The organism is Methylomonas sp. MED-D (genome assembly GCF_050276835.1).
In the GTDB taxonomy this organism is placed as follows: domain Bacteria; phylum Pseudomonadota; class Gammaproteobacteria; order Methylococcales; family Methylomonadaceae; genus Methylomonas; species Methylomonas koyamae_A.
Map to the genome: position 1 here is coordinate 1493388 of NZ_CP189965.1, position 12263 is coordinate 1505650.

The 12263-nt window shown below is 58.0% G+C and carries 11 protein-coding genes; 5 read left to right on the top strand and 6 right to left on the bottom strand.

What is annotated here, in order from left to right; all coding sequences use genetic code 11:
* The first annotated feature begins 96 nt into the window (after positions 1 to 96).
* The 5 genes from ACQE3E_RS06735 to ACQE3E_RS06755 are packed head-to-tail and all read left to right on the top strand — an operon-like array spanning position 97 to position 6363.
* Positions 97 to 675: a hypothetical protein gene (locus ACQE3E_RS06735; RefSeq protein ID WP_427501392.1), complete on the top strand. Its 579-nt coding sequence runs from the start codon at positions 97 to 99 to the stop codon at positions 673 to 675.
* Entirely contained in the window at positions 672 to 5216 is a 4545-nt protein-coding gene (locus ACQE3E_RS06740; RefSeq protein ID WP_427501393.1) for a host specificity protein J, read from the top strand. Before ACQE3E_RS06735 ends, ACQE3E_RS06740 begins: the two co-directional genes overlap by 4 nt.
* The gene (locus tag ACQE3E_RS06745; RefSeq protein ID WP_427501394.1) at positions 5213 to 5644 is read left to right on the top strand and encodes a hypothetical protein; all 432 of its coding nucleotides are present in this window, start codon (positions 5213 to 5215) and stop codon (positions 5642 to 5644) included. Before ACQE3E_RS06740 ends, ACQE3E_RS06745 begins: the two co-directional genes overlap by 4 nt.
* Positions 5644 to 6045 carry a hypothetical protein gene (locus ACQE3E_RS06750; RefSeq protein ID WP_427501395.1) on the top strand — a complete coding sequence of 134 codons (402 nt, stop codon included), beginning with the start codon at positions 5644 to 5646 and terminating at the stop codon, positions 6043 to 6045. Before ACQE3E_RS06745 ends, ACQE3E_RS06750 begins: the two co-directional genes overlap by 1 nt.
* Before the next feature lie 3 nt (positions 6046 to 6048).
* Complete coding sequence (locus ACQE3E_RS06755) at positions 6049 to 6363, top strand: hypothetical protein (protein WP_427501396.1); 315 nt, start codon at positions 6049 to 6051, stop codon at positions 6361 to 6363.
* A 64-nt stretch (positions 6364 to 6427) separates the two neighbouring features.
* Here the strand turns inward: ACQE3E_RS06755 and ACQE3E_RS06760 are convergent, their stop codons facing one another.
* The 6 genes from ACQE3E_RS06760 to ACQE3E_RS06785 all read right to left on the bottom strand — a co-directional run bounded on the left by ACQE3E_RS06760 (position 6428) and on the right by ACQE3E_RS06785 (position 12016).
* On the bottom strand, positions 6428 to 6652 hold the full coding sequence (locus ACQE3E_RS06760) for a hypothetical protein (protein WP_427501397.1): 225 nt from the start codon (positions 6650 to 6652) through the stop codon (positions 6428 to 6430).
* Positions 6653 to 7399: 747 nt separating this feature from the next.
* Positions 7400 to 7984: a hypothetical protein gene (locus ACQE3E_RS06765; RefSeq protein ID WP_427501398.1), complete on the bottom strand. Its 585-nt coding sequence runs from the start codon at positions 7982 to 7984 to the stop codon at positions 7400 to 7402.
* Positions 7985 to 8177: 193 nt separating this feature from the next.
* The gene (locus tag ACQE3E_RS06770) at positions 8178 to 8576 is read right to left on the bottom strand and encodes a hypothetical protein (protein WP_427501399.1); all 399 of its coding nucleotides are present in this window, start codon (positions 8574 to 8576) and stop codon (positions 8178 to 8180) included.
* A 162-nt stretch (positions 8577 to 8738) separates the two neighbouring features.
* Positions 8739 to 9437, bottom strand: a complete 699-nt coding sequence (locus tag ACQE3E_RS06775; protein WP_427501400.1) for a hypothetical protein — start codon at positions 9435 to 9437, stop codon at positions 8739 to 8741.
* Between the two features lie 123 nt (positions 9438 to 9560).
* Complete coding sequence (locus ACQE3E_RS06780; RefSeq protein WP_139306084.1) at positions 9561 to 9800, bottom strand: hypothetical protein; 240 nt, start codon at positions 9798 to 9800, stop codon at positions 9561 to 9563.
* Positions 9785 to 12016: a cytochrome-c peroxidase gene (locus tag ACQE3E_RS06785; RefSeq protein ID WP_427501401.1), complete on the bottom strand. Its 2232-nt coding sequence runs from the start codon at positions 12014 to 12016 to the stop codon at positions 9785 to 9787. The genes ACQE3E_RS06780 and ACQE3E_RS06785 overlap by 16 nt, the downstream gene beginning before the upstream one ends.
* Between the last annotated feature and the right edge of the window lie 247 nt (positions 12017 to 12263).

A 12263-nucleotide genomic window follows, 5' to 3' on the forward strand; every position in this document is an offset into this window, starting at 1 on the left:
TATAGTCTCTCACACTTATATTTGTTTGTCAATACAAACAAATAAATATTTTTACAATTCTTTCATCTAAGCGCTTGCGCTGAGCGGAGTCGAAGCATGAAAACCATCCACCTCCTAGGTGACCTCGCCACCTTCAAACCCACCTGGACCCTAGACGTACGAACCCCAGCCGAAGCGCTGCGGGCGATCGCCGTGCAGCGCCCCGGCTTCCTGGCCGCTTGCGATGCCGGCGATTATGTCGCGCTGCTGGTCGATCCGGACGATGCCGCCAAGTCGCGGCAAGTGACCGACGTGAACGCGGCCGATCCGTGGGGCGATGAAATTCTGATGGTGGTGCCGAGGGTAGGCGGGGAATTGCCGGTTGCCGCCGTCGCGGCGGTGGTATCTACCGTCACCGGCATCACCGTTGCCAATTTCACGTTGATTGCGGCCGTAGTCAACATGGCTCTCTCGATCGGCATCAGCGCCCTGGCTAACGTGCTGACCGGCCCCAAAACCAAGGCCAGCGGCCGCGACTTGGAAAGCTATCAAAACAAACCCAGCTACATCGCCAACGGCGCGGTCAACGTGGTTCGCGCCGGCAATCCTTACCCGCTGCCGGTCGGCCGCTTTCGCTGCGGTACGGTGGTACTCAGTTCAAACGTGTACGTCGAAGACATCCCGGTCAATTCATGAGCAAACCTATTTCGATGGTCGGCGGCGCAATGGGCGGCGGTGGCGGCGGTGGTTCTTCGCGCGCGCCGGTCATTGCCCGCGATACCGCTCGCAGCGAATCCAAACTCGAAATCGTCGAGGCCTTCGGCTGGGGCGAAATCGAAGGCTTCCCGGCCGGCGAAGACCCGCTCAAATACGTATATCTCGACGGGACGGTCGTTAGGAATGCCGACGGCAGCTACAATCATCAGGGCGTGACGTTTGACTGGCGTCCGGGTACTCAAGACCAAACTTACATCCCCGGCACCATCGGCGATGCGGTTGGCACCCCGGAATCGGTGGGCGTCTCGGTAGTGCATGCTACGCCGATTGTCCGCTCGATTACCGATCCGGCCGTGGATGCGGTGCGAATCATCCTGATCTTTGAGGCGCTGTATAAAACCGACACCAGCACCGGCGACCGCAAGGGCGTCACGGTGGACGTGCAGATCGAGGTCAAGCCAGCCGGCGGCAGCTGGCATGTGATCGATCTGCAAGGGCGCGGCACCGTCAAAGACAAGACCGAGTCGCCCTACCAGCGCGGCTTTGACATCAATCTACGTGAGGTGGACAGCTCTGCCACTAGCTGGGACATCCGCGTTAGCCGCAACAGCGCTGATCCGGCGTCGAATGAGCAATCGGCGTTTTCGTGGGATTTGCTCGTCAAGTTGACCTACGCCAAGCTGCGCCGGCCGAACGTCGCTTACTGCCGGATCGCCTTCGACACCAAATATTTCAGCCAAATCCCGTCCCGCTCTTACGACTTGCTCGGCTGGAAGTGCCTAGTCCCGCCGGCCAGCGTCTATAACCCCGTCGCGCGCACCTACACCGGCGCGGACTGGGACGGCACGCTGATCAAAGCGTGGTGCAACAATCCGGCCTGGTTTCTATATACCCTGCTGGTCACCGCCGGCCACGGCCTGGGCGAGCATATCGACGCGGCGTATCAGGATAAGTGGCAAATCTACGCGCTGGCCCAGCGCTGCGATACCTTGGTCGACAACGGCTTCGGTGCGACTGAGCATCTGTACAGCATTGATTACCAATTTATGGCGCAAACCCCGGCGCTGGATATGCTGCAGCAAATCGCCGGTATTTTCGACAGCCAGGCATTGTGGAACGGCACGGCGGTGTATCTGGCCCAAGATGCGCCCAAGACTGCCCGCACTCTGTACTTACCCGCCAACGTGCGCGGAGGCCGCTTCGAGTACGCCGGCACCGGCCGGCAAACCCGCTACACCGCCGCGCTGATTCAATGGAACGACCCGGCCGACGAGTACCGGCTGGCGACCGAATACGTGGAAGATCGCGACGGCCTGGATCGCTACGGCTACCGGCCCAAGACCGAAACCGCCATCGGCTGTGTTTCGCGCGGCCAGGCCCACCGCCACGGCAAGCGCTTGCTCAGCACGGCACGCCGAGAAACCGATACCGTCACGTTTTCGGTCGGTCTAACCGGCCTGCTGGATTCGGTGGGCGACGTGTTCCGCATCGCCGATCCGCTGCGCGACGGCGGTCAGCGCTACGGCGGCCGCATCCTGGCCGGCGCCACCGCCACGGTGATTCCGCTGGATGCACCGGTCACGCTGGCCGACGGCGTGGTCTACCGGCTGGCGGTGATCGGCAACGACGGCACAGTCTGGGACGAAAGCATCGCTACCGCTGCCGGCACTCACAGCACTATCACGCTGTCCGCCCCATTCGCCGAGGCGCCCAGCCCGATGCTGGAATGGATCGTTTACGATCCGGCCGCCGCCGGTAAGCTGTGGCGGCTGCTGTCGATCGCGGAAAACGACGACCCGAGCAACGGCGACGGCTTTTACACGATTTCCGCGACTCAATACGACCCGGACAAATTCGCCGAAATCGCCGCCATCGGCGAGCTGGCGCCGGTGCCTACTAGCCCCTACATCGTCAGCGCGGTGGTGCCGCCGTCGGGGCTGTCCGCTAGCGAAGGCACGTATGTTGGATTGGAAGGGGTCCGCCGCTATCTGGACATCCACTGGTCCGCCAGTACCGACAAGCTGTTGCGCGGCTACCGGTTGGCGGTGCGCCGCGACGGCGTGCCGCTGCTGGATAGCGAGGTCTACGGCCAGGGCTACCGGATCGACAACCCATTGCCCGGCGTTTATGACATCACTATCGCCGCGGTCAATCTGCCGGGTAAATCCTCGGTATCGATTTCAATCAGCCATACCCTCGGCGAGCTGTACGCGATCGAGGCGGTCAGCATCACCAGTTTGCAAATGCCCAGCGGGACCGGCGAGTTTACCGGGCGCTCGGCGCAGTTTGCGTGGAACACCGACGCCGCGACGGTGCTGGGCAATACGGCCTATGCCAGCGGCCAGGGCGGATCGTCGCCGTGGTTCCGCGATTTCGAAGTCCGGGTGTATACCACCGGCGGCGCGCTGTTGCGGACCGACTACGTCACCGAGTATCTGTACACCTACACTTACGACCGCAACGTCGAAGACGGCGGCCCGCGGCGGTCGTTCAAGGTTAACGTCCGTGCCCGCGACTACTTCGGCCGCTACAGCAACGCCGCCGAGCTGACCGCCAGCAATCCGGAGCCAACCGATTTCAGCGGCGTCAGCCTGGAGGCGGGTCTCGGCCAGGTGTTCGTCAAATTCACCGAGCCCAGCGATCCGGATTACGAAACCACCAACGTCTACGCCAGCCAAAGCGCGCATTTCACGCCGGGGCCGAGTAACCTGGTCGCGCCGGGCGTTGGCCGCCTGTCGGCCTTTCCGGCCGCTGCCACTGGCTCTTGGTACGTCAAGCTGCAGGGCGTGGACGCCTTTGGCGCGGCTTCCACATATTCCACCGAGTTTTCGGTGGTAGTGTCGGCGCTGGATGTCACCAGCCTAGTCGACGACGTGCTGGCCGATCCCGGCCGGGCCGGCGATATCATCGTCGAAGCCACTCGCTTTCTGGTGGTACCGCCGTCGGCGACCTCGCCGGCCGTGGCAATGTTCGGAACGGGTTACGTTAACGGCGTCTTTACCGTCGGCGTGCGCGGCGATCTGGCGATCGACGGCAGCATCTACGGCCGGTCGATTGCCGCCGGCACGATTACCGCCGACAAGCTGACCGTCGCGCAATTGTCGGCCATCGTTGCCGATTTGGGCACGGTGACGGCTGGCACCTTGAAAACCTCAAACGGCACTGGGCATCGGGTGGAAATATCCGACAGCGGTCTGTTCCCGCTCTGGTACGGCTCCGGCGCAAAAACCGCAGGCAACGGCCTGTTTTATCTCGACACATCCGGCAACCCGGTATTCAAAGGCCAATTGTCCGGCGCCACCGGCACGTTTTCCGGCGCGCTGAGCAGCGGTACTATCAATTGCGGCAGTGGGCAATTCACCGTCGACGGCTCCGGTAATGCGGTGTCGCATTCGCTGACGGTGTATGACGCCCTCGGCAATATCGTGTTTCAGTCGAGCGCCGGCGGGATCGATTCGGCGAAGGTGCTTAACCAAGCCGGCGACAATTTATTGCCGAATCCGGATTTATACGGCGCGCTAGACGGCGGATTGACCTGCGCCGATTGGACGATCAGCGTTAGCGGGGTGCCGGCGATTGTCGGGTTTTCGGTGGGTGCCGGTTATGGCCCGCTCTGGGATTCCGCGGCGCCGGTGCTGCGCGTTTATCTTAATAGCGCAGACGACGTGGTTAATCTGGCCAGCGCCGGCAAAATTGCGATCGACCCGGCTCAGCCGGTGAACTTGTCGGCCTGGCTGGTTAAAGACGATGGCAGCGGCGCTATTCTGATCCGCTGCTATTGCTACGACAGTAGCGGAACATTAATCGACGCGACTGATGTTACGGTGTCGCCCACGTCGTCCTGGTCGCGAATATCGGCAATATTCGGGCCGGGCGGGGCGGCGTATCGCGCCGGTACTCGATCTGTTTCGTTCGGGCTACGGCTGACGACGGCGTCCGGGCTGGTGGCTCGCGCGACGCGGTTCACGTTGAACGTCGGCATCAATCCGTGCGTCGGTGTAGGTCCGTACAACCAAACCACCGTCAGCAATGTCAACCGCATCACCGCCGGCAATCGCTCGACTTACATCGCCAGCGCGGCTATCGGCAACGCCGAGATGGACCGGGCCACGGCGAATAAGCTGCAAGTGGTCGAGGCCGACATCGTCGATCTCAACGTCACGACGATTAAAATCGAAAACGAAGCGGTGATCGTGCCGCGCTACGGATTCGGCGATGACCTGGTCACGCTGAGCGTGACGCTGCCGATTGGCACCACGGTGAATTTGATCGCCACTTGCCAAGCGACAGTTTGGGATTTGGATTCCAGCCAAACGCTCTATCTGTTCCTGGACTCTACCAGCGGCACCGAGCTGGCGAAAAACAAATTTGAGGCCTACGCCGGCGGGCGGTTCTCGACGACTATCGCCGTAACGACGCAATACGTCACGACTGCCGCGACGACCACCTTTGTAGCATATGCCAACGGCGGCAGCCGGACAAAGGACACAACTCTACTATTGATCGGGACCAAACGATGACGGATTTACTCTACTCCCGGCCCTATGCGGTCTACGAAATAACCAGTGGTAGTATCGTCCAGACCGGCACCGCTCTTGAAACCGAGCTGGATATGCAGGCTATCGGCTGGGGCGAGGCTTACGCCGTTTATGCCGGCGAGGCCGATCGGGCGATGCAATACATCCTCGCTGGCGAGCCGGTATCTAGGCCAGCGCAAGCCACGGCCATCGACAAAACCATCATCAACGCCGACGGCGTGGACGTGGCGACGATAACCGGCGCGCCAACGGATGCGATATTTACCGCTGTCAATCTAACCACTGGTGACGGTGCCAGCGGGTCGATCGGCGAAACCGACGGCTTTAGTTCAGCCGTGGCCGGCACTATCGTTCTCACCATTTCCAAATGGCCCTATCTCGACTGGTCCGTCGCCGTGGAGGCTATCTAATGCCGTTGGTATTAACCAAGCCCCTGGCCGATCTGAAAGCCGCCGCCGGCGCCGAGGTAGACCGCCTGGCCGGCGAGATTCGCGCCCGATACATCACCGTTTCGCCGGGTCAAGAGGTGACTTACGCGCTCAAGCGCGCCGAAGCCGCCGCCTACATTGCTGCCGCTTACCCAGCGGACGCCACGGCGTATCCCTGGATCGCCGCCGAGGCCACCGCCACCGGCAAAACCCCAGCCCAAGCCGCCGACCGGATTGCCGAGAAGGCCGCCGAGTGGGTCGCGATCGGCTCGCAAATTGAAGGCGCGCGGCAAGCCGCTAAAGCCGCCATCTCGGCCGCCAGCAGCGCCGCCGACATCTGGGCAGCCAAAGCCGCATTCGTGGCGGCGGTCGAAGGGCTGTAGCGGGTGGGCTATCACCTGCGGCCCATCGGCGATCGGCCGCACGTGCTGTATTTTTATCCGCCGGGCAAATCGTTTGAAGCGGGTGACGACTACGACGGCACGGTCGTTATTGAGTGGCCGGCAACTGATACCGCCCGCCTGCTCGCCGCCAGCGGCCGACGTGGTGCAGCCGGACTAGCGGAAGCCGTCGAGGTATGCAAAAGCCTCGGCGCCCGCCGCATCCTCGCCGACCGGGCCAATGGTCACGCCATGCCGCCGCCGTGGCGGCTGGTTGAGGTTGGTCGGGTTTTCAGTGAGTGGGAGCTGGTTATTGAGTAGGCGAGGTTTAACATCCGACGCAATACGCTTCGCTATTGCGCCCTACGCGGGCTATGCGGGCTGGCTAGTTATGCCTCGCGGCGAGCCGCTTGAATTCGTCCAACACATCGCGGCCCGTGGCGATCAGACTCAGCGCAGGCCGCAATTCTTTGCGTAGCGCGGCAATTTCATCGCGCAAGCTGGCAATCTCTGCTGCGAGTTCATATGGCTGCCGCTCAGGCCCGAGCATTCGCCGAATTATCTCGGTCTGGTGCTGGGTCGGCTGCGGAGCTTCTTTCGTGTTCGGCATCTTCAATTCTCCGTGTTGGGTCATGTCATAACCATGGCCATGGCCATAGGGCGCAATAGGCGAAGCCGATTGCGCCGGATGGCTTTGTTATGCACCGCCAAGGGTGCAACTATTTTGCAACTCTGCCTATTTGTTCATCCGCATAATCAGGCGCTTTTACACGCTATATTGTAATTAATGCAGAATGCAAGCGATTGATTTTATTAAAAATCCTGTAATTCTCTAGGATTCATAACCCCGAGGTTCCAGGTTCGATTCCCGGTGTCGCCACCATTTCTCGATTCAGAGAAACTCAAGGAAGATCAGAAACCCGCAAGCTGTAAGGCTTGGCGGGTTTTTTATTGCGTTATCGGAAAATTACCGGCCAGTCCCAGAACTGCACCAATGGCGCGGACGGTGTATGCGCTGTTGCTAATGGGCAGATATATAAGCTCCTGTAATCTCTACCCTTGGCGCTTAAACGGTGACGATGCCGCGCACCAAGATCATTCACTGTAAGTTTGAGCGTTAACCTGAAGGAAGCGATCAAAACCGACGTCAGTTCGAAAGGGCCTTACGCCATGTCGCGGACACCAATTACGCAGATGGCAATGAATAACGCGTGGTTAATGTCGGAGGGATTAGTGTCGATCAAAGACCAGTGGGTACGTTGTCATTACCGTGTTTCATCTACTTGCACAGCGGACCCGCATAGGTCGTGTGGGGAGGATCCGAGAGAAACTCGCCCTGACTCGTTTGGGCATGGAATTACCAGCTTTCATACCAATACCACCATCGTCCATAAATATGTTTATAAGAATCTTCGCCCAGCTTCAGTGGTGGATTATTTGGTGAATTAGCAAAACCAGCTTTATCCATAACCGAATGTGAAGATGTAATCATTCTTACCGTTCCATCAGCCAGTAAATCTGTGACCGTCACCGTGTATAAGCCGACTTGACGCGGCGGGTGCTGAAACTCAAAAGCAAGATCAACTTTTCCGGCACGAACATGCTCCGCATAGTTTGTAAGAGCCTGTTCGCTTGCCATAAATCGAATATAAGAAAAAACGCCAAAATTCGATAAAACCAAAGACACTATTAGCGTGGCTGGTTCTAATGCCCAATAAATCCAAGTATATTTTGTGCTGATATTTTTATTTTTAGCCTGGTATTGGCGGGACCGATAAATCATTAATCGCACGAACCAAACCATCCACCATATACCGGCAATTGGTAAAGCAATAAGAAAAAAAATATTAAAGCCCGCATTGCTAAATGCAACAGCGCAAAGTGCAAACCAAAGTATGCAGGCTATGGCGGTTTTCTTTGAAGTACTCAAGTCTTTATCCATTTTAGCGCATGCCTAACGAATGAAATGGACTTTCCTAACCCTGCTAGAGGGAAATATGTTAGATCGAAGGTAAGTAACTCGTTCAATCAACAAACAACTCGCTAGGGAACCTCTGATTAATTCAGTTTTTCAAAACATTATAATACATAAGTCGTTGATATAATTGGTTATAGAATTCTAGGTTGCGGATTAATCAGAGGTTCCCTAGATGAAAGTCGGCTACACTGCGGATAAAACTTCGGACCTCGCGAAATTGATTGAACTGACCCCAGTGGGTATTGGGGTCCCAGATCAGCGGTTGGCCGATGTTGTTGTAGAGGATACCGTCTATGGGGATGTTAGTTTGGATTCCAATTTTTTGATTTTGGTAGGCTTGATATGTATCTATTAACTCCGGCGTATAGGCTGAATCGATATGCTGGTTGATTTGATATTCCAAGCGGAGTTGCAGGCGTTGGGCTTCGAAGAAAGCTGGTGAGTCACCACCACCCGCATCGAGATAGGAACTTATTTTCTGGTTAATGATTTTTAAATTTTGGTCTAACCGATTGTATTCATCTGTCCATTGTTGCATGGTGGTTTGGCTTGCCATTTCTAGCTCCTTATATAAATATTTAATCAGTCAGTTTGGTTTCGCACCATTGTTCCGGATCATATTGTTCCGATACCTTTACGCCTTTTTGCTGTGCTCGTCGGATCGCTCTATTTAGAGTTGCTGTCTCAATTGAAGCCTCCCCGGTATCAACTTGTTTTGCTAGCGCAAGCCAACATTTAGCTTTGCCGATGTCCAACGGGTAGCCTTGTGCCATCCGTCTGCATATCCATTCATCAGATACAACCGTGCCCTTTCCACGCCCATCTTTGCGGCCAACAGTTTTAGTTCTCGACCCTTGCTGTCATTCTTGGGTACAGTTTGCCAATAAGGTGCTTGCACGGAACCCAGGTCTATATGGATTGTTAACAACCCACTCAATATATTGGTGCAATAAGGCTGCCCAGCATTCGCCGCCTGCACGACATAACGCTCGTAATTCCGCATATCCAACCCCCAGCGGGCAATCACCAAGGCCGCCAGACATTGCGCCGAGGGGTCGCCGGCATCGGCCAGCCTGCGCAAATGGTGGTAAGCCGAGCGCTCCCACGGCATCAGCCAATGCCGGCGGGAATTGACGGTGGGGCCGATATTCAACAGTTGATACGCCAGATCGGCTACTTCGAAGCCTTGCTTGGCCATGTCCAGGATCAGTTGCCGGCGCCTTTCGACCGTGTAATGCGGCGGCCTTGAACCGTTGACCGCCAGTTCGTTGAACAACTGCAAATCCATGCGTTGCCGATCGGCTTCCGCTAGCGGCGGATACTCGCGCGGTGAATGGTAAGGCGGCGTGTAGATGTACCAACCCAGTACCGACAGGGCCATAACGCTAAGAACGAGCAGTATTTTTTCGAGGGGCATGTTGGCGCGAATAAGCGAACCGAATGAAGATGTGCAAAAGAGCGTATTTTATAAAAATGACAAATCAATGACATCGGCTGAAGTCAGCTGATTCAGACATTGATCTATTCGCTAGTCGTTGATTTATAAGTCTTTTACGTCAGTGCTCGTCCCGGGGCGAATAGGATTAAATCCTTCCTGCTTACCCACGGCCGTGGCGTGAACCGAATGGTCGTGGGTATCGACGAAATGGGCGCTTTGATTGCCGATTAAATCGGGATGGTTCAAATCAGCGGCTTGCCGGCCGACGGCGAATTGGCCGCTGGGCTCCAGTACCAAGACATTGACGCCTTGTCCGCGATTGCCGTTTATTCCAATACGCAACTGCCCGTCGGCGTCAGGATCGCGTCGTTGGGGTCCAGGTCCAGGAAGGTGGGCAGCGGGTGGTGGGAGCCGCTCGCGCCGACCGCGCCGATTCTCGCCAGCGGTTGGTAGGGGCGGCCGTCGATCGGCAGACGCAGTTCCGGATGGTCGAACGGCGCTTTTTGGTAGCGCACGCGTTGGTCGGTCAACGACACCAGAAAGGCGACCAGTTCTTCCTCTTGCAGGTCGGTCAAGCCCAACGGTTTGATGTTGGGGGCGAGATCCGGCGCGTTGAAGTGGCAAAAGTTGCCGCCGCGATTGTAAAACTGCACCACCTGCCGTAACGTCGCGACGCCGCCGTTGTGAAAGTAGGGGCCGGTCAATTGGCTGTTGCGCAGGCCGGGGGTTTTGAAAGCGCCATCGACCGCCGCCCGTTTAAAGTCCCGGTTGAGGATTTCGTCGGGATCGCAGATCTGATTATGGTTGGCATCCGTGCAGACCGCGCTGTTGCCGTCTTCGCTCAGCGCTGGAATCGCATCGTTGCCCAGAATTGGGAACGGAATCGGGTCGGGTTTTCGCGGCTCGTCGGCCGGCAAGGCTTGATTGGCTTCGAAATTCCGGCGCTGCATCAGCGCCTGCCGAGCAAAGGCCAGCGGCAGATTGGCATTGTCCGAGCCGCCTCGGCCCAAGTCGTCGGTGGTTGGCGTCACCGCGATATTGTAGAAGCCGCTATCGTAAAGGGCGCTGCCGTCGGCCATAGTCATCGGCCGAATCAGGTTTTTACCCTGGTTGGCGGCGCGGATGGAGGCTTTGGTCAGTTCCGGACCGGCGTGGCATTGCACGCACTGGCCCTGGTTGACGAACAGATTCAAGCCGGCCAGTTCCTTGTCGCCGAAGCCTGCGTTAAAGCGGCCGGTTTCCATCCAGACGTCGAAATAACTGCGGTCGGCGACCAACGTCGATTCGTACAGCGACACCGCCAGCCCGAAAAACAGGCTGAAGTTGTATTCCATTTGGTTGAAGACGATGCCGGGCGCTTCGATGGCTTCGTCGGATTCCCAATATTGGTCGTTAAACGCGGCCTTGATCAAATCGGCGTAACTCGTATCCAGGCCGCGATAGGGCGCCTTGGCGAGGCCGCCCAGCACCGAATCCTCGGGATGCACGACTTGCTGTCCCAGCGGCGTTAAGGGTTTGCCGGTCGCGGCGGATGCCGCCAACAGTTTTTTGCCGATTTCCGGAAAGCTGCGGCCGTTAGGCAGGCTGGGGTCGGTGGTTGATTTTTGACGCGGGTCGCCGAACGACATTTCCGCGAAGCTGACGGTCGGGTCCATCGCCTGCGACGCCAAACTGGCCTGGGCTAGGGAGATTTGTTCCAGGGCCAATCCGTCCGGAGTGTTGACGACGATCGCGGCGTTGGGATTTTGGTCGCCGAAACCGTCCTGGCCGTTGAAATGCGGATTGGCGCGGCCGTCCCAGAAGTTGCTGAAGTTGAACACCGCGTTGATCACCGACGGCGCGTTGCGTGGTACCGAGCGGCGCACGTTCTTCTTGCCGAACAGGTTCCAGACCGGGTCCTGGACCGGCGTGCCGCTATCGACGGCGAGGCCGGGGTTTACGTGGTCGAAAAAGGTGTACAACATGCCCATCGAGCCGGCGATGTCGTTGCTGTTACCGGTGCTGGGATCGATGGCGCTATTGGCGCCTTGGACCACGCTGTCGATGGTCTTGACGAACGGGAAGTCCTGGCGGGTTAACCTGGCGTTCGGGCCCTTGATTTCGAAATCGGCGGCATTGATTTTGTTTGCGTTAGCAAAACCGTCGATCGGATTGGTTTTGGCATTGGCTACCGCGAGAAAGCCGGGGTTGAGTTGATTTTTAGCGCGACTGTCGGCACCGGCGTGAAAATGGCAACTGGCGCAAGCCTGCACGCCGTCGCTGCCGATTTGGCTGTCCCAGAACAGCGCCTTGCCCAGTTGCAGGGCCGCTTCGCGGTTCTTGACGAAGCGGTCCAGTCCTTCCGGCAGCGGCGCGCCGCCGTCTTGTCGCACGGCCAGACGCAAGGATTCCAAGCCAAAGGAGCGAGCGTCGGCCGGCGCTTGCACGATGGTGGTATTGGCGGAGACGCCGGCACCGGCCAGCAGGCCTGTTATCAAGGCGGTGTTCAGAAAAATCCTGGCGGCTCGGGAATGGGCGGCCGGTTCGATGGTGCGTGCGCTAAACAGGTGGCGGTACATGACAGTCCTCTTGATGTTTATTCGATCATGTCCCGGAATGCTTGGATCGCAACCCCTGCGAGACCGGGTTGCCGTGACGAAGGATGGCTTGCAATCTCGCCGTTGATTCCGCGGTTTGGGTTTGGAGAAACCGGTCCGGGCGTTATTAGTTTTTCAAAATAAGATTGGCGCGGCGGGCTTGGTGGCCGGCCGAGCCAAGAAGCGAGGGACGTCCTTTTCCCTCTAGGGTTTTGGCTTAGGCCAGTAC